Source organism: Polaromonas sp. P1_F9 (assembly GCF_056405615.1).
In genome coordinates, this window is sequence record NZ_JBFUBT010000008.1 from 58,492 (window position 1) to 77,340 (window position 18,849).

The 18,849-nt window shown below is 62.5% G+C and carries 21 protein-coding genes and 1 pseudogene; 2 read left to right on the top strand and 20 right to left on the bottom strand.

The features are described 5' to 3' along the window. Positions 1–84 precede the first annotated feature (84 nt). From lptB to argS, 5 genes are all read right to left on the bottom strand, one after another. A complete protein-coding gene (gene lptB / locus AC1DYR_RS20170) occupies positions 85–876 on the bottom strand; it encodes an LPS export ABC transporter ATP-binding protein (protein ID WP_477706672.1) in 792 nt (263 codons plus the stop codon). 14 nt (positions 877–890) lie between these two features. Then, positions 891–1,517: a lipopolysaccharide transport periplasmic protein LptA gene (gene lptA / locus AC1DYR_RS20175; RefSeq protein ID WP_477706673.1), complete on the bottom strand. Its 627-nt coding sequence runs from the start codon at positions 1,515–1,517 to the stop codon at positions 891–893. A gap of 159 nt (positions 1,518–1,676) precedes the next feature. Next, a complete protein-coding gene (locus tag AC1DYR_RS20180) occupies positions 1,677–2,339 on the bottom strand; it encodes a thiol:disulfide interchange protein DsbA/DsbL (RefSeq protein ID WP_477706674.1) in 663 nt (220 codons plus the stop codon). A gap of 82 nt (positions 2,340–2,421) precedes the next feature. Continuing rightward, positions 2,422–3,054 (bottom strand): SPOR domain-containing protein, encoded by a 633-nt coding sequence (locus AC1DYR_RS20185; protein ID WP_477706675.1) that lies wholly within the window; start codon positions 3,052–3,054, stop codon positions 2,422–2,424. Positions 3,055–3,096: 42 nt separating this feature from the next. Continuing rightward, the gene (argS, locus tag AC1DYR_RS20190; protein ID WP_477706676.1) at positions 3,097–4,782 is read right to left on the bottom strand and encodes an arginine--tRNA ligase; all 1,686 of its coding nucleotides are present in this window, start codon (positions 4,780–4,782) and stop codon (positions 3,097–3,099) included. A gap of 135 nt (positions 4,783–4,917) precedes the next feature. Between argS and AC1DYR_RS20195 the strand changes: the two genes are divergently transcribed. Next, entirely contained in the window at positions 4,918–5,214 is a 297-nt protein-coding gene (locus AC1DYR_RS20195; RefSeq protein ID WP_477706677.1) for a PsiF family protein, read from the top strand. Between the two features lie 146 nt (positions 5,215–5,360). Here AC1DYR_RS20195 and AC1DYR_RS20200 read toward each other — a convergent pair whose 3' ends face one another. Continuing rightward, positions 5,361–6,281, bottom strand: a complete 921-nt coding sequence (locus tag AC1DYR_RS20200) for an HTH-type transcriptional regulator ArgP (RefSeq protein WP_477706678.1) — start codon at positions 6,279–6,281, stop codon at positions 5,361–5,363. A gap of 101 nt (positions 6,282–6,382) precedes the next feature. Between AC1DYR_RS20200 and AC1DYR_RS20205 the strand changes: the two genes are divergently transcribed. Beyond that, entirely contained in the window at positions 6,383–7,021 is a 639-nt protein-coding gene (locus AC1DYR_RS20205) for a LysE/ArgO family amino acid transporter (RefSeq protein ID WP_477706679.1), read from the top strand. Positions 7,022–7,046: 25 nt separating this feature from the next. Here the strand turns inward: AC1DYR_RS20205 and AC1DYR_RS20210 are convergent, their stop codons facing one another. From AC1DYR_RS20210 to AC1DYR_RS20275, 14 genes and pseudogenes are all read right to left on the bottom strand, one after another. Next, positions 7,047–7,496 carry a DUF2214 family protein gene (locus AC1DYR_RS20210; protein WP_477706680.1) on the bottom strand — a complete coding sequence of 150 codons (450 nt, stop codon included), beginning with the start codon at positions 7,494–7,496 and terminating at the stop codon, positions 7,047–7,049. An 18-nt stretch (positions 7,497–7,514) separates the two neighbouring features. Next, entirely contained in the window at positions 7,515–8,456 is a 942-nt protein-coding gene (locus AC1DYR_RS20215; RefSeq protein WP_477647182.1) for a LysR family transcriptional regulator, read from the bottom strand. A 100-nt stretch (positions 8,457–8,556) separates the two neighbouring features. Beyond that, on the bottom strand, positions 8,557–9,390 hold the full coding sequence (locus AC1DYR_RS20220) for a shikimate dehydrogenase family protein (protein WP_477706755.1): 834 nt from the start codon (positions 9,388–9,390) through the stop codon (positions 8,557–8,559). Between the two features lie 9 nt (positions 9,391–9,399). Further along, entirely contained in the window at positions 9,400–9,846 is a 447-nt protein-coding gene (gene aroQ, locus AC1DYR_RS20225; protein WP_477656463.1) for a type II 3-dehydroquinate dehydratase, read from the bottom strand. A gap of 64 nt (positions 9,847–9,910) precedes the next feature. Then, the gene (locus tag AC1DYR_RS20230) at positions 9,911–10,963 is read right to left on the bottom strand and encodes a Gfo/Idh/MocA family protein (RefSeq protein ID WP_477706681.1); all 1,053 of its coding nucleotides are present in this window, start codon (positions 10,961–10,963) and stop codon (positions 9,911–9,913) included. A gap of 81 nt (positions 10,964–11,044) precedes the next feature. Then, on the bottom strand, positions 11,045–12,052 hold the full coding sequence (locus AC1DYR_RS20235) for a TRAP transporter substrate-binding protein (RefSeq protein WP_477706682.1): 1,008 nt from the start codon (positions 12,050–12,052) through the stop codon (positions 11,045–11,047). Between the two features lie 99 nt (positions 12,053–12,151). After that, the gene (locus tag AC1DYR_RS20240) at positions 12,152–13,435 is read right to left on the bottom strand and encodes a TRAP transporter large permease subunit (protein WP_477670671.1); all 1,284 of its coding nucleotides are present in this window, start codon (positions 13,433–13,435) and stop codon (positions 12,152–12,154) included. Further along, positions 13,432–13,962, bottom strand: coding sequence for a TRAP transporter small permease (locus AC1DYR_RS20245; protein WP_477706683.1), 531 nt, complete (start codon positions 13,960–13,962; stop codon positions 13,432–13,434). Before AC1DYR_RS20245 ends, AC1DYR_RS20240 begins: the two co-directional genes overlap by 4 nt. 151 nt (positions 13,963–14,113) lie before the next feature. Beyond that, positions 14,114–14,812 carry a TetR/AcrR family transcriptional regulator gene (locus tag AC1DYR_RS20250; RefSeq protein WP_477706684.1) on the bottom strand — a complete coding sequence of 233 codons (699 nt, stop codon included), beginning with the start codon at positions 14,810–14,812 and terminating at the stop codon, positions 14,114–14,116. Positions 14,813–14,844: 32 nt separating this feature from the next. Further along, positions 14,845–15,666: a shikimate dehydrogenase gene (gene aroE / locus AC1DYR_RS20255; RefSeq protein ID WP_477706685.1), complete on the bottom strand. Its 822-nt coding sequence runs from the start codon at positions 15,664–15,666 to the stop codon at positions 14,845–14,847. Continuing rightward, complete coding sequence (locus tag AC1DYR_RS20260; protein WP_477706686.1) at positions 15,663–16,886, bottom strand: CaiB/BaiF CoA transferase family protein; 1,224 nt, start codon at positions 16,884–16,886, stop codon at positions 15,663–15,665. Before AC1DYR_RS20260 ends, aroE begins: the two co-directional genes overlap by 4 nt. Positions 16,887–16,944: 58 nt before the next feature. Then, a complete protein-coding gene (locus AC1DYR_RS20265; RefSeq protein ID WP_477706687.1) occupies positions 16,945–17,427 on the bottom strand; it encodes a MaoC family dehydratase in 483 nt (160 codons plus the stop codon). A 10-nt stretch (positions 17,428–17,437) separates the two neighbouring features. Beyond that, complete coding sequence (locus tag AC1DYR_RS20270; RefSeq protein WP_477706756.1) at positions 17,438–17,848, bottom strand: VOC family protein; 411 nt, start codon at positions 17,846–17,848, stop codon at positions 17,438–17,440. Between the two features lie 18 nt (positions 17,849–17,866). Next, a pseudogene (locus AC1DYR_RS20275) lies at positions 17,867–18,808 on the bottom strand (ketopantoate reductase family protein); the annotation flags it as partial. Positions 18,809–18,849 lie beyond the last annotated feature (41 nt).

An 18,849-nucleotide genomic window follows, 5' to 3' on the forward strand; every position in this document is an offset into this window, starting at 1 on the left:
TCTGGCTTTGCCAGGCCGCAGGCGCCGCCCCCTCGAGGGGGGAGGGAGCTACACGAAGTGAGCGACAACGGGGGGGAGTCATCTCTACATCTTGAAGTGTTCGCCGAGATAGACGCGGCGCACATCGGCGTTATTCACGATCTCGGACGGTGTGCCTTGCGCCAGCACATGGCCGTCGCTGATGATGTAGGCGTGGTCGCAAATGCCCAGTGTTTCACGCACGTTGTGGTCGGTGATCAGCACGCCGATGCCGCGCGATTTGAGGAAGCCGATGATGCGCTGGATTTCGATCACGGCAATGGGGTCGATACCGGCAAAGGGCTCATCCAGCAGGATGAAGCGCGGCTGGGTTGCCAGCGCCCGCGCAATTTCGACCCGGCGGCGTTCACCGCCCGAGAGAGCTGGCGCCGGTGAATTGCGCAAATGATCTACCCGCAAATCCTGCAGCAGGGCGTCGAGCCGCGACTCAATGTCTGCGCGCCCCAGCGGTTTTCCGGCTTTGTCGAGCTGCAGCTCCAGAACGGCACGCACGTTTTCTTCCACCGTGAGCTTGCGGAAAATAGATGCTTCCTGCGGCAGGTAGCTCAGGCCCAGGCGGGCGCGCAGGTGAATCGGCATGTGCTCGACCGACTCGCCATCGATGGAGATTTCGCCTGCATCGGCGCGTACCAGGCCCACGATCATGTAGAACGAGGTCGTTTTACCCGCACCGTTGGGGCCCAGCAGGCCCACGACTTCGCCTTTTTGCACAGACAGCGAAACGTCCTGCACCACCTTGCGACTGCCGTACGATTTTTGCAGACCTTGCGCAACAAGGCGGCTGGGGGTCGGGGAAGGAGCGACCGGGGCCGCTGAAGTGTCAGTCACCACATCCATCTGTGCAGGTCTTTCTAGTTCTTTTCATTGCCCAGCGTCGTGCTGGGGCGCAGAACCGGGGCGGGGCCTGCGGGCGGCGCCGCGACGGGTGCCGAGGCTGTCGCGCGGGGTGACAGCATGGCGCGAACCCGTCCAGTGGGGTTGCTGGCCGTACGGTTTTGCGCGCCGCCATCCACGGTGAAGACGTCGGTGTTGTTGTCGTAAACAATCAGGCCGCCGGTGGTTTCGTCCACCAGGGTGGCGCCGTTGTAGCGGCGCACCACGGCCCGCTTGATGAACTTCACCAGGTCGGCGCGGCTGTCATATTCAATGCGTTCGCCTTCGCCCTCGATGTATTCGTCTACGCCGTCACGCTTTTTCCGGTAGAACGCCAGCTTGCCGGGCGCCGCGATGGACACCGCCTGCTGGTAGCCCTCGGGATCCTGCATGACGTCAACGCGCTCGCCGCGCACGATGGTCGTGCCCTTGGTGATCACCACATTGCCGGTAAAAACGCTGGTTTGCTTCAGGTCGTCATAACGCAGGGCATCTGCCTCCGCGTTCATGGGCTTGTCCCGGTCGGCTTTTTCGGCACAGACCGGGAAAGCTGCCCCCAGCGCCAGGATGGCTGACAGGATGAGGGAAAAAATGGGGTGTTTCATAAGGCACGAATCTTGCTGCTTGGTGTTGGCCCATTGTAGCCATGCCAGCTGCGGGAATGACTTACTCCGAAAAAGTAGGGGCATAAAAAGCCATAAAAAAACCCGCCGTGCAAGGGGCGGGTTTTCGAAAGGGCGGCGCCGGCGTGGCTTTGCCGGGCCTTATTTTTTCGCGTTGCGGGACTGCCCAATCAGGTAATCGGTAACCTGAAGGGCTCGCGCCATGGTCTGGGTCATGGTGCCCGTGGTGTAGTAACGCCCGGCGATGCCCAGCGCGGGAACGCCGTCAACCTTGTAGACATCCTGCAGTTGCGTGGCCTTGCGTGCCTTGGTTGTCACCGAAAAGGAGTTGTACAACTCCACAAATTTGGCCTTGTTGAGGCCTTGCTTTTCGGCCCAGACGGCGACCGTATCGGCGGTATTGAGCGGCTGTTTTTCTACGTGAATGGCGTTAAACACCTTTTTATGCAGTTCTTCGACCTTGCCCATGGCTTCGAGCACGTAATAAAGACGCTGCTGGGGTTCAAAGTCCGGGCGGAAGGACACAGGCACGCGCCTGAGCACGACGTCTTTTGGCAATTGCTTCATCCAGGCTTCGAGCTGAGGCTCAAAGGCGTGGCAGTGCGGGCAGCTGTACCAGAAGAATTCCACGACTTCAATCCGGCCTGCCGGGGCTTCGGTCGGCGCGGGCTTGTCCAGCGTCAGGTAATCCGTACCGTCCTTGAAAGCCTTGGCTTGGGCATGCGCCGCGGTGGACAGCGTGGCGCCGCCCAACGTAGCAGCGGCCACCGAGGCGGCGGAAAGCGAAAACTCACGGCGTTGCATCAAATTTTTCTCCTGAATGACGGGAATACTCGTACTCGTTGGTACTGCGGCCCCTGAAAAAGTTCAGTCGGCCATCAAAGTGTCAGCGCTGGACCCTGACCAGGGCCGTTTCTATCGAATTGTTGTCCAGGCGCTCCTTGGCCTTGTCGGCATCTTCCTTTTTATCGAAAGGGCCAAGGCGCACGCGGTACACCGTGCGGCCGGCCTGCTCGCGCTCCGTCACTTTGGCCTGCATGCCCAGCAGCAACAGCTTGGCGCGTTGCTGTTCCGCATCTTCCGGCGTGCGAAAGGCACCGGCCTGAATGAAATAGCTGAAGGGATCCGCGCCCGGACCGGACGACAGGCCTTCGACCTTGGCCTTTGCCAGATCGCCCAGCGGATCGGCAGGCGCTGGTTTGGCCACTTTGGCCGGCGCTGAAGCGGCGGCCCTGGGTGCGGGCCCGGCGGAGGGGTCGGGTACTGGAACACCGGGCACTTCAATCGCTGCCGGAGGCGGCGGCTTGGGCTGGTTTTTACCGGCCAGCGGGGCGTTCGGATTCCAGTCCTTGTTTTTCTTGGCTTCCGCCGCGTCGCTGTCGGGATTGCGTGCCTGGCTCTTGTTCATGAACGGAACCGGCACCTTGGTGATGTAAACCGCCACCGCCAGCGCCGCGCCCAGGCCGATCAGCGCGCCAATGATCAAACCCAACAGGGTTCCGCCTCGTTGTGTATTCATACCTTGCCCACGTTCATTGTCTTGTCCTGAAATTCGCATGGTTTACATCTTGCGCGGGGCGCTCACGCCCAGCACTGCGAGGCCATTGTGCAACACCTGCGCGGTCGCGGCGACCAGCGCCAGACGGGCAAGCTTCACAGCTTCGTCGTCCACCAGGATGCGCTCGGCATCGTAATAGCTGTGATAACTTGCCGCCAGTTCCCGCAGGTAAAAAGCCACGTCGTGTGGTGCAAAACCATCAGCCGCGTTGGTCAGCATGTCGGGGTACTTGGCCAGCAGCAGCATCAATGACTGCGCCTGAGGGCTGTCCAGCGCCGAGAGGTCGACAGCTTTGAGGCTGGCTTCATCGCCACCCTGGCCGGCCCAGGTGGTGAGGATGGAGCAGATGCGCGCATGCGCGTACTGCACGTAGTACACCGGGTTTTCATTGTTCTTGGCCAGTGCCAGGTCGATGTCGAAGATGTATTCGGTGTCGGGCTTGCGGCTGAGCAAAAAGAAACGCACCGCGTCGGCGCTGGTCCATTCGATCAGGTCACGCAGGGTGACGTAGCTGCCGGCGCGCTTGGAGATCTTGACCTCTTCGCCATTGCGCACCACACGCACCATGGTATGCAGCACGTAGTCGGGGTAGCCCTGGGGAATGCCTTCGCCGGCGGCCTGCAAGCCGGCGCGCACGCGGGCGATGGTGCCGTGGTGGTCCATGCCCTGGATGTTGATGGCCTTACCGAAGCCGCGTTCCCATTTGGCCAGGTGATAGGCCACGTCCGGCACAAAGTAGGTATAGCTGCCGTCGCTCTTTTTCATCACGCGGTCTTTGTCGTCGCCGTAATCAGTCGACTTCAGCCACAGCGCGCCGTTCTGCTCGTAGGTCTTGCCGGCGTCTTTCAGTCTGGCCACGGCGGTGTCGACACGGCCCGAACTGTACAGGCTGGACTCTAGGTAGTAGTTGTCGAACTTGACTGAGAAGGCCTTGAGGTCCAGGTCCTGCTCGTGGCGCAGGTAGGCCACGGCGAACTGGCGGATCGAATCGATGTCTTCCACGTCGCCCGAAGCGGTGTATTCGCGGTCGTCAGACTTGACGGTTTTTTTGGCCAGGAAGTCGGCCGCGATGTCGGCGATGTAGTCGCCGTTGTAGGCCGACTCGGGCCAGCCGGCGTCGCCGGGCTTGATGCCCTTGGCGCGTGCCTGCGTGCTGGTGGCGAGCGTCTGGATCTGCACGCCCGCGTCGTTGTAATAGAACTCGCGCCAGACCTTTGCGCCTTGCGTGGCGAAGAGGTTGCAGATGGCATCGCCCAGCGCGGCCTGCCGGCCATGGCCCACATGCAGAGGGCCGGTCGGGTTGGCCGAGACGAACTCGACGATCATCTTGCGTGCCGGGTCGGCCGGCTGCACGCCGAACTGCGCGCCGGCGGCCAGCACTTCGCGCACGGTCTCCTGCTTGGCGGCGGGCTTGAGGCGGATGTTGATGAAACCGGGGCCGGCGATTTCGATGGCGTCTACCCAGCGTTCAAACGCGGGCTGCTTGAGCAGGTTGGCGCGCAGGCTCTCGGCCACCTGGCGCGGGTTGAGCTTGAGCGGCTTGGCCAGCTGCATGGCGGCCGTACAGGCGAAGTCGCCATGGGCCGCCACCTTGGGGGATTCAAAGGCAGCTTTGTCGCCTGCGCCGGGGGAAAGTTCTTCCAGCCCCGCGGCCAGAGCCGCGAGCAGGTCTTTTTTAATCGAGAGCATGGGCCGATTTTACGATTAAGCCATGTGCCGTCCGGAGCCCGCAGATACCCGGTCATCGAATTTGCCCGCCGCGGCGTTATGTGTTGGAATTCCAGCCGGAACTCAAACCTGTTTCCCCAACCCAATGGAGCCACCATGAAAAAGCTGTTATCCCTGATCGCCGCCGTTTTTGCCGTCTCGATGGCCTTGTCTCCGGTGGCGCACGCCGCGGACGCTCCAGCCAAAACCGCACAGCAAACCAAAATGGGCGCCTGCAACAAGGACGCTGAAGGCAAGAAGGGCGATGAGCGCAAGGCATTCATGAAAGAGTGCCTGAGCGCCAAGAAGGAAGCGCCAACGCAGCAAACCAAAATGAAGACCTGCAACGTCGAAGCCAAGGGCAAAAAGGGCGACGAGCGCAAAGCCTTCATGAAGGAATGCCTGAGCAAGTAAGCCAGCCGTATCAAGCCGAACCAGCCCGCCATGGATGTTATGGCGGGCTTTTTTGCGCCAAAATTCTTTCTGGATGCTATTAATTCGATAGCAGCTTGCGCTTGTCTACAAAGCGCAAGCGGTACTTGTTGTCTATAAACGCACCGTCACACCTGCAGCAGCTGCCCCTGTGCCGCCTGCTTGACCGCCTGCGTCAATCGTTGCGCCGCAGCGGGTTCACGTGCCCAGTGCTGCCAGTACAGCCGCACATCGACCGTGCAGCCCGGCAGCACTTCCTCCAGCGGCGGCTTGCGGGTGCGCGCGGCCAGCAACAGGTCGGGCACCATGCCCCAGCCCATGCCAAGCTCCAGCGCAAGCTCGAATGCATCCACCGCCGGCACGAAGTGGCGCGGGTACAGCGCGTCGCGCAGCCCGAAATGCTGTTCGAGAAAAGTGTCCTGCAGCGCGTCCTTGCGGTTGAAGATCACGGCGGGGCTGGCCAGCAGGCGATGGGCCAGGCGGCTTGGTGCAGCCTTGCCCCCCGCCGCAGGCTCGTTCCACTGCGCCACCAGCGCGGGCGAGGCCATGCAGCGGTAACGCATCACGCCCAGCGGTTCAGCCACGCAGCCCCGCATGGCCTGCGCCAATGCAGTCACGCAGCCCGTGACATCTCCGCTTTTCAGCGCTTCGTGGGTGTGGTCCTGGTCGTCCACCACGACATCGAGCAGCAGGCCGTGAGCGTGCAGGGCTGAGGCCACGCCCGGCAAGAACCACGTGCTCAGGGAGTCAGCGTTCACCGCCACGCTGAGGCATTGCAGGCGCGCGGGCTTTCCCCCGCCCTGCAGCCCTGCCAGCAGGTCGCCTTCCATGAGGCGAACCTGCCGGGTGTGCCCGAGCAAAGCCTGGCCGGCCGGTGTGGCGCGTACCTGTTTGCCGCGCACCAGGAGCCGCTGCCCCAGTGCGTTCTCAAGTGACTTGATCCGCAGGGACACGGCAGCCAGCGTCAGGCTCAAGGCCTTGGCGGCTTCGCCGAAAGTGCCGTGTTCGATCACGGCGGCCAAGGCCTCAAGTTGTCGGGCGTCCAGCATGCTGTTGGAGTAAGGTCGTTATGGAATCAATTATTAATTGATAAAAGCTAATTTTAGTTAATTTTGTTTAATCATTATGAGCCTTGGCACACACTTGGGCCATGAACCCCCTCATCACCCCCGCTTTCCTGACCGGCATGGTCCTCAGCCTCTCGCTCATCATGGCCATAGGCCCGCAAAACGCCCATGTGATCCGCATGGGCCTGCTGCGCCAGCACCTCTGGCTGACGGTTGCCGTCTGCGTGCTGACTGACGTGGCGCTCATCGGCCTGGGTGTGATGGGGCTCGCGCAGCTGGGCGGCCTGTCAGACAAACTGGTGGGCGCCATGACGGGCGCGGGTGCGCTGGTGCTGATGGTGTACGGAACACACGCGATGCGCCGCTTTGTGCAGCCGGCGCCGCAGGCGGCAGAAGGCGCGCCCCTTGTCGCCGAAGCCATGCCGCGCCGCAAGGCCATCGGGCTGGCACTGGCGCTGTCATGGCTCAACCCCCATGCCTGGCTGGACACCGCCGTCGTCATCGGCACTGCGTCGCTGGCTTATGCCCGGCCGGACAACGCCGTGTTCGGCCTGGGCGCCATCACGGGTTCATTGCTGTGGTTTACCGGCCTGGGCGTGGCGCTGTGGTGCGTGGGGCGCAAGCTCAACACGCCGGCCATATGGCGCGCCATGGACCTGCTGGTGGCGCTGATGATGTGGGGCACCGCCTTCTGGCTGGTGCTTGGCCTGTTTTCAGCCTGACCTCGGCTGCAGCACTGGCGTGCGCCTAGCCAAAGCCACGGGCCAGAAAGACGGCGGCCAGCGGAATGAACGGCAGGATGTGCGCCTGCACCATCACCAGCCGCCGCGCTTGTTTGACTTCCAGCGCGTCGGGCAGGGCACCGCCGGCGCGCAGCTCGCGGCGCCAGCGCGAAAACATCATGGTCGGCTTGATGGAAATCAGCCCGATCGCCAGGAACATGACGAGCTTGACGTACAGCAAGGGGTTGTGGGCGTACCAGGCCGCGCCCTTGCTGCCCAGAAATACGCGCGCCAGGCCGGTCAGGAACACCGCGCCGGCCGAGATGCCGTAGACCATGTCGATCTTGCCGAGCCTCTCGATCACAGCGGCGTTCAGCCACTCGGTGCGGCACAGTGCCGCCTCGCTCGCCAGAAAAACCACCATGGTGAGAATCGCCAGCAGGTGGGCATAGGCTAAAAGAGATTCGAGAACCATCGTCGGGATCCTTTCCAGTCAGGGTTTTGTGGTGGTGTTGGTGGTGGCAGCTGGCGACGAGCACCAGAACTCCGGTTGGCTGTAGTGGTGTTTCAGAAAATCCAGCCATAGACGAACCCGCAGCGGCAAGTGCTTGCGTTGCGGAAATACGGCGTATATACCATTGGGTGGCGCGGCAAAATCCTCCAGCACCGCCACCAGCTGGCCGGCGGCGATCTCCGCCTCGACCTCCCAGGTGCTGCGCCAGGCAATGCCGTAGCCCCCCAGGCACCAGTCATGCAGGACCTGGCCGTCCGAGCAGTCGAGCGGCCCGCCCGGCTTGAGGTGGATTACTTCCCCTTCGACCCGAAACGCCCAGCCCCGCGTTTGCGAGGCGTCGCTGGACAGCGTCAGGCAGTCGAATTTCGCCAGCTCGCTGGGGTGCTGGGGCGTGCCGTGGCGAGCCAGGTAGGCCGGCGTGGCGACGCACAGGCGGCGGTTGTCGGCCATACGCACACTCACCAGCGAAGAGTCCGGCATGTCGCCGACGCGCACTGCGCAATCAAAACCCTCGCCAGCCAGATCAACCACGCGATCACTCAGGTTCAGCGAGATCGTGACATCGGCATGCACTTCGCGAAAGCGCGTCACCAGCGGCGCCACATGGCGGCGGCCAAAGCCGGCAGGCGCCGTGATGCGCAAGTGCCCGCTGGCCTTGACGCCGCCGGCCGACACGCTGGCTTCGGCATTGGCAAAATCAATCAGCAGGCGCTGGCAGTCTTCAAGAAAGGCACTGCCTTCGTGTGTCAGCGTGATGCGCCGGGTAGTGCGCACCAGCAGCTTGACGCCCAGGCGGCCTTCCAGTGCATCCAGCCGGCGCCCCATGATGGCCGGCGCCACGCCTTCGGCATTTGCAGCAGCGGTCAGGCTGCCGCGCGTCGCAACCGACACGAAGGATTCAAGCTGCTTGAGTTTGTCCATGCTGGATTATGTCCATGAACGTCTGAAATCAGACGTTTTCAGCATTGATTCCGACACTTCCCACCCAGGAGGCACGGTGCGCGTGTCCTCTTACACTTTTTTAATAACTCAGCCGTGCCACCGACCGCAAGACGTCCGGTGTGGTGGTCGGCAGGCCAAAAAATTCCAGGTAGGCCGGGATCTGCTCGAACAGCATGTCCGAACCCACCTGCACGGTGCAACCTCGCGCCTTGGCCGCCGCCAGAAACGCGGTCATTTCCGACTTCATGACCACTTCACCCACGAAACTGCTGGCGGCGATACGTGAAACATCCATGGGCAGCGGATCGCCTTCGTTCATGCCCATGGGCGTGGCATTGACGACAAGGTCGTAGCCTGCCGGGTCGCTGGAGCCGGTGGAAAGTTCCAGCGTCGCGTAGTGCTGGCGCAGCCGCCCTGCCAGGGCCTGCGCGGAGCCCGCATTGACGTCGCACAGCCCCAGCGCGCGCGTGCCGGCCTTGGCGAGCGAAGCAGCGATTGCCGAGCCCACGCCGCCGCTGCCGACGACCAGGGCACGCTTGCCGCGCGGATCAAAGCCCTTGCGTTGCACGCCGCGCACAAAACCTTCCCCATCGAACATGTCGCCCACGAGCTTGCCGTTGGCGTCACGCTTGATGGCATTGCAGGCGCCGGCGATGCGTACCGTGGGTGTGGCTTCGTCCAGCAAATCGACTGTCGTGACCTTGTGCGGCATGGTGATCAGCGCGCCGCGGAAATTCTCCAGGCAAGACACCGACCGCAGAAAGGCCGGGTAGTCTTCGGCCTTGCAACCCATGGGCACGACCACCGCGTTCACCCCTGCCTGTTCAAAGTAGGGGTTGTAGATCATCGGCGCCTTGAAAGAATGCGTCGGGTAGCCGATGTGGGCGATAAGTTCGGTATGGCCATTGATCAGCATGAGGTTCTATTTCTTTGCTGCGTTGGCTGCGGAGACTGCCGCGCGCAGAGCCAGCAGGTAGCTGTCCGCGCCAAAACCGCAGATCTGCCCCTTGACGATTTCGGCGAACACTGACACATGGCGGAAAGGCTCGCGGGCGTGGATGTTCGACATATGCAGCTCGACCACCGGCACGGTGAGGATGGCCAGCGCGTCGCGGATGCCGTAGCTGTAATGCGTCCAGGCGCCGGCGTTGATCAGCACGGCATCGACCTTGTCGGTAAATGCCTGGTGAATCCGTTCACACATGTCACATTCGCTGTTGGTCTGGAAATGGTCCACCTCGGCGCCGAGCTCCCGGCCCAAAGCCTGCAGGCTGGTGTTGATTTCGTCCAGCGTGATGGTGCCGTACTGTGCCGGGTCGCGTTTGCCGAACATGTTGTGGTTGATGCCGTGAAGCATGAGCACTTTCATGGTGATTTCTTTCCTGGTGGTTGACGTTGTTTGTCGCTGTTTGTATTTGGGAGGACTGAATTGCTTAAGAAGTGGGCAGATCGATCACCTGGCCGGTTTGGGCGGCCTGCGCGATGGCCTCGGTGACGCGCAGGTTCAGCAGGCCGTCGCGGGCACTGACCAGCGGCGGCGCCTCACCACGAATAACGGCGCCGAAGTGCTCCAATTGGTGCTTGAGTGGATCGTCGCGCACCATGTCGGCCACGCTCTCGTCAAATGGCTTCCACCAGGAACGGTCTTCCGGCGTGGAATAGGTTTTCAGGCGCATGGTCGGAACCGACAGGCTTCCGTTGGTGCCCGAAATCACGTAACAGTCTTCGTCGCCATAGCTTGGGTAGGCCTTGTTTTCCTGGGAGGTTTGCTCCCAGCTGCGCGCGCAGGCGGCGGTGTCCGACAACATGAAGCTGCCCAGCGCGCCGTTGGCAAAACGCAGATTGATGGCCACCGTGTCTTCCACCGGAAAACCGCGTGTGGCATTGGAGGCAAAAGCCTGCACGGCCACAATGTCACCGCACAGCATGCGCAGGTTATGCACCTCATGGATCATGTTCAGCAAAATGGGGCCGCCGCCGACTTCGCGGCGCCAGGGTGCATCGTCGTAGTAGCGGTCAGGCTTGAAGAATGTGGCACTGCCCATCACCGCGACCAGCTTGCCGAGCTGGCCCGAGTCCACGATTTCTTTCGCCTTGGCCATGACGGGGCTGTGCGCGCGATGGTGGCCGATCAGTACCTTGGCGCCGGTTTCGGCGACCGCCTTGACCAACTGCTCGCCCTCGGCCAGCGTGGGTGCGATGGGTTTTTCCAGCAGGATGGGAACGCCCGCCTTGATGCACTGCAGGGCCTGCGGCACGTGCAGCTGGTTCGGCGTCGCAAGGATTACGCCGTCGGGCCGGTCTCTGGTGAACAGCTCCTCCAGCGATTGGTAGAGGGGCACACCCGCCTTGGCGGCGATGGCCTTTGCCGCCGGCGCAGGATCGACAATGGCCGAAAGGACGCAGGTTGGGCTCTCTTGAGCCACATCCATGTGGGCGAGACCGATGTAGCCGGCCCCTGCGACAGCGATGCGGATTTTGCTCATGAAGGAAAGATACCCGGAACCGGAATGAAAGAACAGGCCCACCCGGCGCTCCGGTGCACAGGGCCGGCCGGGCGTGAAATCTTATTTGCGCAGTTTGGCAAGCTCTGCCTGCAGTGCGCCGACCACATCGGCACCCACGATGGCCGAGTGCTTCTCGATCACGGGCTTCATCTTCTCGCGGAATTTGGCCATTTCTGCGGGGCTGAACTCGCTGACCTGCATGCCGTTCTTCTTCAGGTTTTCGAGCGCGGTGCCGGACTGTTCACGCGAGGCCTTGCGCTGGTACACAGCAGCTTCGGCGGCCGCATCCGAGAAGATTTTTTTCTCATCATTACTCAGGGTGTCCCACAGCTTTTTGCTAACGATCACGGTTTGTGGGTTGTACTGGTGGTTGGTCACCGCCAGGTACTTTTGCACTTCATAGAACTTGTTCGCGTTGATGACCGTGAACGGGTTTTCATGGCCGTCAATGGCTTTCTGTTCCATCGCGGCATAGACCTCGGGAAAAGCCATGGGCGTCGGGTTGGCGCCCAGTGCGGTCACCCAGTCGATGTTGATGGCATTGGGAATCACGCGCAGTTTCAGGCCGGCAATGTCGTCCACCTTGGTGATGGGGCGCTTGCTGTTGGTGATGTTGCGAAAACCGAGTTCCCAGTAAGCCAGCCCGTGGATGTTTTTGGCGTCAAGCCTGGAAAGCATCATTTTCCCGAAGGGGCCGTCCACCACGGCATCGGCTTCCTGCGAGCTGGCAAACATGAACGGAAAATCGAAAACGGCAAATTCCTTGGCCTGGCTGGCCAGGATGCCGGAATTCATCACCACCATTTCCAGCGTGCCGCCTTGCAGCGCGGAGATGTTCGGTGCATCCCCGCCTAGCACGCCGCCGGGGAAGAGGTTGACCTTGATCTTGCCGCCCGATTTCGCTGCCACGGTTTCAGCGAATTTTTTCATGCCTATCACAATCGGGTGGCCGTCCGGGTTTTGCGTAGCAAACTTGACGGTGCGTTCCTTGATGTCCTGGGCCGAGGCCATGCTGAAGGCCGCCAGGGCGACGGTGGCGAGGACGGATTTGATAAAGAGGCGTTTCATGGTTGTCTCCGGTTTTTTGAGGGGATGAGGTGTCACGGTACGCTTTGACGTGGCTGCCGGCCGTGGCGTACCCAGCACGCCCGGCAGCGCGGAAAGTTGTCAGCCGCCGTAGAACCAGCGCGCCGGAATGATGACGATTTGCGGAAAAGCCACCATCAGGAACATGATGGCGAACTGGGCCCACATGAAGGGCAACACGCCCTTGGTGACTTCGTCCATGCTCACCTTGCCCACCCCGGCCACCGTGTTCAGCACCGTGCCCACCGGCGGGGTGATCAGCCCGATGGCGTTGTTGATGATGAACAGCACGCCAAAGTACACCGGGTCAATGCCGGCGGCCTTGACGACCGGCATGAGCACCGGCGTCAGCAGCAAGATGGTGGGTGTCATGTCCAGCGCGGTTCCCACCACCATCACCAGCACCATGATGGCCAACATCAGCAACTTCGGGCTGTCCAGAAGCGGCTGCAGCAGGGCAACCACCTGGCCCGGTATCTGCGCCACCGTGATCAGCCAGGCCGACACCATGGCCGCAGCCACCAGGAACATCACGATCGCGCTGGTCTTGGCGGCGCCCACGAACAGCGGGTAGAGCTTCCTGAGCGTGAGTTCCTTGTAGACGAGCACGGAAACCAGCGTTGCGTACACCGCGGCAACCACGGCAGCCTCGGTCGGCGTGAAGATGCCGAACTTCAGGCCGAACACCACAATCAGCGGCAGCACCAGCGCCCAGGTCGACTCCTTCAACGCAACCAGCACCTCTGCGCGGCTCTTGCGCGGCGGGGCTTTCACCACTTCCTTGCGCACCAGCCACCACCAGGTGAGCCACAGCGACAACCCGAGCAGGACACCCGGGAAAATCCCAGCAAGGAACAACTTGGAAATTGACACATTGGCGGCCACACCGAAGATGACAAAGGCGATCGAAGGCGGGATGACCGGCGCGATGATGCCCGCCGATGCAATCAGCCCTGCGGAGCGCGCCTTGTCATGGCCGGCGGCCACCATCATGGGCAGTAAAAGCGACGCCAGCGCAGCCGCATCGGCCACGGCAGAGCCCGACAGCGCCGCCATGATGACTGCCGCCACAATCGTGACATAGCCCAGGCCGCCCTTGATATGGCCGACCAGGGCCATGGCGAGGTTGACGATGCGGCGCGACAGGCCGCCTGCGTTCATGACCTCGCCGGCGAGCATGAAGAAGGGCACGGCCAGCAGCGGAAAGCTGTCGGCGCCGTTCACGACGTTCTGCGCCAGGATCTGAGCGTCGAACATGTCGAGATGCCACATCAATGCAGCACCACACAGCAGCAGGGAGAACGCGATCGGGATGCCCAGCGCCATGGCGGCCAGCAGTGATCCGAGGAATATAGCGATGGTCATGCCGGACCTCCTTCATGCGGCGTGTCTTCGGATTCCCTGATCATCATCAGCTCGCCGTCACCGGTCTTGCCGCTGAGCAGCCGGACCAGGTCCCGCAGCAGCAACAGGCCGCCGAGCACGGCGAACACCATGCCCGAGCCATAGAACCAGCTCATGGACACTTCCATCACGGCACTGGTGGTGGTCCAGTTGATCTTGACCTGCTCCCATGCACCGCGGAACATCAGCCAGCAGGCAAAAAGCATGAGCAGGTAACTGATGCAGAGGCATATCTTTTTGCCCCTGGGCCCCAGGCGACCCACCAGCATGTCGGTGCCCAGATGCCCGCGCTCGTTGATCGCCACCACGGCACCGAGAAAGGTCAGCCAGACGAACAGCCAGCGGGACAGCTCCTCTGACAGATTGATGCCCGAGTTGAAGCCATAACGCAACACCACGTTGCCGAACACCAGCACCACCATCAGTGCCAGGAACAGCGCAATCACGCCGTCCAGCACCCGGCAAAACCGGTTTATCCACTTGTCCATGTTGTCTCCTTTTTATGCGTGGCTGCGCGCGCAGCCGTCAGGCGCTGAGTCTGTTGAGGATTGCCTTAACCCATAATGTACGAACTAGTTAGTTTTAAACGAATTGGTAGAAACCCGACATGCCGGCCCTCTGGCCGGCGCGATCCGGAAGTTACTTGCGCACGAAGCGCACGATCATTTCGATGATGCTGTCGCGCCGCGCCGTCATGGCGCGCCCCGACTGCGTGTCGCTCTTGAAGATCAGCCCGAAGGTGTGCTGGTTGGACACATTGAAGAAGGTCAGCGCGGAAATCGACGCGTGGATGTCGATCGGGTCCAGTCCCGTACGGAATATGCCCGCCGCCACGCCGCGCTCGTAAAGCTTGCGGATGGCATCGATGGCCGGCACATTGAGCTGCTGGATGATTTTGCTTTGCGCCAGATAGCTGCCGCGCTCCATGTTCTCGGACATCACCAGCCGGATATAGCCCGGGTTGCTGTGGTGATGGTCGAAGGTAAAGCCCACCAGACGGCGCAGCGCGTCTTCCGGCAGCAGGTCTTCCAGGTGCAGTTCCGCTTCGATGCTGCGCATGCGCCGGTACGACTCCTCCAGCACGGCGAGGTACAGCCCCTCCTTGCTGCCGAAGTAGTAATAGATCATGCGCTTGCTGGTCCGGGTGGCCGCCGCGATCTCGTCGATGCGTGCGCCGCTCAGGCCCTTCTCGGCGAATTCGGCCGTTGCCACTTCGAGGATGCCGGCCATTGTGCGTGCCGGGTCGTTTGTGCGCGTGGCCGTCTGCACAACCGGAGTTTTGCCTTTGCGCACACGCGACTTGGCCGGGGCTGCCTGCGAATGTACTGTTTCGTCCATTCGCGCAGTATAGGGGGCAGGCCGAGGTCATGTCATACCAGCGCAACGGTGATGCGTTCAATCGCAGCGCGTGTGTCGGGCCGCACGCCGCGCCACCATGCAAACGCTTCGGCCGCCTGCTCCACCAGCATGCCCACGCCATCGGCCAGCCGCCGGGTGCCCGCGTTTTGCGCCAGGCGTAAAAACGGCGTGAGCCCTTTTCCGTACGCCAGTTCGTAGGCCAGGCAGCCGGGGGCGAACACGCTTGCCGGCACCGGCGGCAGTTCGGCGCGCAGGCTTGCCGAGGTGGCATTGAACACCACGTCAAAGCTGTGCCCCGCCAGATCCGGATAGCCGCAGCCGCTGACGTTTGCCTGGGCCGCGCCCATGGCCTGCAGTTCAAGTGCCCTGGCAACCGTACGGTTGGCAATCACCAGTTCGGCCGGGGCCTGCGCCAGAAACGGCAGCAACGCGCCCCGGGCCGCTCCGCCTGCGCCCAGCAGCAGCACGCGTTTGCCTTGCAGCTGGCAGCCCAGGTTGTGCGTGACGTCGCGCACCAGGCCAACGCCGTCGAAGTTTTCGGCAATCACGCGTGTGCCGTCAAACCTCATGGCATTGGCCGCCCCCGCCAGCTGCGCCCGCTCCGAGCGTTCGGTGGCATAGGCAAAGGCGTCGAGCTTGAATGGCGCGGTAATGTTCATGCCTTTGCCGCCCAGGGCGCGGAAGGCATCAACGGCCCCGGTGAATCCGCCTGGCGGCCCTTCGATGGCCGTGTATTCCATGTCCTGCCCGCTAGCCTGCGCGAACATGCCGTGGATCAGCGGCGATTTGCTGAACCCTATCGGGTTGCCGATGACGGCATAGCGGTCGGTCATGGCTGCACCTCTGCATACAGCACGCCGTCGCGCTCCATCGCCTCAATGTCGGCAGCGCTATAACCAACGCTCGCGGCGATCTCGCGGTTGTGTTGGCCCATGCCGGGTGCAACGCAGGCGGGTGAGGTGTCGCACTCCGAAAACCTGAAAGGCAGGTTGGGCAGGCGGATTTTGCCCAGCACCGGGTGGTCCTGCTCAATCACCATGTTGCGCGCCTGAATTTGCGGGTCATTCAGCACTTCCTCGATGTTCTGCACCTTGGCGCAGGGCACGTCAATCGCATCCAGCGCGGCCAGGCATTCGGCCACGGTACGGCCCGCCACCCAGGCTTTCGCCAGGGCCAGTATTTCGGTGCCGTTTTCGTTGCGGCCTGCGGCGCTGTGAAAGCGCGCGTCAAGCGCCAGCGCTTCGCCGCCTATCAGCAAAGCAAAACGCTTCCAGGCGTCGTCGACCTGCGCGGCAATCACGAGGTAACCGTTGCTGGCGGCAAACACGCCGTACAGCGTGCTTTGAGGCATGTCGTGCCCGGTTTGCTGCGGAATTTCCTTGCCGCCCGAGAGGGTGTAGCACTGCACCGCATAGTCGTGCATGGACACCAGGCAGTCGTACAGGGACAAGTCAATATGCTGGCCCCTGCCCGACTTGATACGGCCCAGCAGCGCGGCACATACCGCCGCCACGCCATGGATGCCGGTGTACATGTCGCCCAGTGAAACGCGCAGCAGTGGCGGTGCGCTGCCGGGCTCGCCGACCATGGCCATGATGCCGCTCTTGGCCTCGGCAATCAGGCCGAAGCCGGCACGGTGCGCGTCCGGCCCGGTATGGCCATAGGCGGAAATCGAGCAGTACACCAGGCCAGGGTTGCGCCCGGACAGCTCTTCGTAGCCCAGGCCGAGTTTTTTCAATGCGCCGGGGCGGTAGTTCTCGACGAACACGTCAGCCGTGTCGGTGAGCTTGTGCATCATTTCCAGGCCACGCGGGTCCTTGAGGTTGATGCAGAGGCCTTTTTTACCCATGTTCTGCTGCAAAAAATAGCCGCTTTGTCCCTTGATGAAGTAAGCGTGGGCGCGTCCCGCATCCCCCTCCTTGGGCCGCTCGACCTTGATGACGTCTGCGCCCATGGCCGCCAGGCAGCGCGACAAATAGGGCCCAGCCAGGAAATGGCTGTAATCGACGACGCGGATGCCCGCCAGCGGCAGCGCCTGTGTAGTTTTATCCATAAAAACCTGAGTTCATCCTTGTATAGCGGGCGCAAGCAGCTATGCTTTTAATAGCAGATCATTTCTCAACTGATAGCCGGCGTGGCACCATCAGGCGGTGCTCGCCCTTTTGCACCACCTGCCCGGCCTGGTTGATCAGCTCGGCCGGCAGCACCACGATGCCCCAGCCCGGCCTGCTTTTGGAGGGCCGCATGCTGTCCACACGAAACTTCACATGCAGCGTGTCATTGATCTTGATGGGCAGCAGGAAGTCCCAGGTCCAGCCCAGCGACATGCCGGGCAGGAAGCGGTATTCGCTCTGGGTTTTCAGGCCGTCGGCAACCGACAGCCCCATCAGGCCGTGCGCAACACGGCAGCCGAAGTGCGAGGCATTGGCGTAGGCCTCATCCACATGCACCGGCGTGAAGTCGCCCGTGAGTTCGGCGTAGGCATCAATGCGCGCGGCGGTGAAGGTGTAGGACGGGCTGGTGCACTCGTCGCCGACCTGTGCGTCGTCCCAGTATTTTTCCGGCGTGGCGAACTGGATGTTGGGGTTGGGCATGAGGTGCCTTTCAGGCCGTGGCGGCTCTGGGATTGACGGCCAATACAGCAGATACGCTGCCTGCACTGGCCTGGATCAGCTCGACGGCCAGGCCATCGGGCAGCTGCAGCCAGTTGCGGCCCTGCGGCAGTTGTTTCACGCCCCATGCCTTCGCTCCGGCCAGTGCGGCTTCCAGGTCTTGCACCATAATGCCCAGATGCGCCAGCCAGCCAGCGTCGTTGGACGGCGGCGCCGCAAAGCCGGGCGTACTCATGAGTTGCAGGCCGCCAATCGTCCAGTACTGGTACGGTGCATCGGCGGGTCCGTCGATCTCGCGCACATCCATGCCCAGCACCTCCAGGAAGAAGTTGATGTGCCACCGGATGTCTTTGACGCGTACCGCAACGTGTTCTACATAGGATTTTTGTTTGTGAGGGGCCATGGTGTGCTCTTTCGAATCGCGTTGACGAGGCTGTGCGCGCTCAATACCCTTGATGCAGGCCACCAGGGCCTGGTTGACGGGCGTGGGCACGCCGCATTTCGCGCCCTGGCGCACCACCGCACCGTTCACAAAGTCGATCTCGGTGATGGAGCCTTTCTCCAGGCTTTGCAGCATCGAGGTCTTGAAGGCGTAGGGCAGGCCTTCGCCCGCATTGACCCAGGGCTGGCGCGGGTCGGTGGTGGCAAGCGTGATGCCGCTGGCTTTCGCCACCGCCATTGCTTCGGCCACGGCCGCAATGCCGCAGGCCTCAAGCTCGGGCACCTGGTACATATCGCCATAGGGCAGGCGCGTGGCGGCGCTGACAGCGCCGGTGGCCACATTGACCAGCAGCTTGTCCCAGACGGTGCCGATGATGTTGCGGCTGACGGTGGTGTCGAGCCCGGCGGCGTTGAAGGCGGCGGCGATGCGCTGCACGCGCTCCGTGATGCGGCCGTCCAGTTCGCCCAGGTGGGTGTCCTTGCCGCGCGTTCCAATCAGCACATGCCCGGCGCCAAGCTGCGTGCCGCCCGCATAGGTTTTGCCGGCCAGCACACGTTCGCGGCCCACGATGCTGCCCAGGATGTCTTCGTGTCCCAGCCCGTTTTGCAGTGACAGCACGACCGTGTCCGGCCCCAGCAGCGACAGGGCTGCCTCCATGGCCGGACGGGTATCGAAGGACTTGACCAGCACGATTACCAGGTGCACCGCACCGGTGTCCATGGCCACGCCTGCGGCGGAGGTCGCTGCATGCACCTGCACGCAACGGTCTACACCGCCGTCGCGCAGGATCAGCCCGCGGCTGTTCAGGGCCTCGACCTGGGCGGCATTGCGGTTGATGAGCCAGACCTCGTGTCCAGCCTCCGTCAGCACGCCGCCTAGGGCACAGCCCAGCGCGCCGGCGCCCAGAACACAAATCTTCACTGCACAACTCCTTCGTGATTCAGGAACGAATTCTGGGCGGG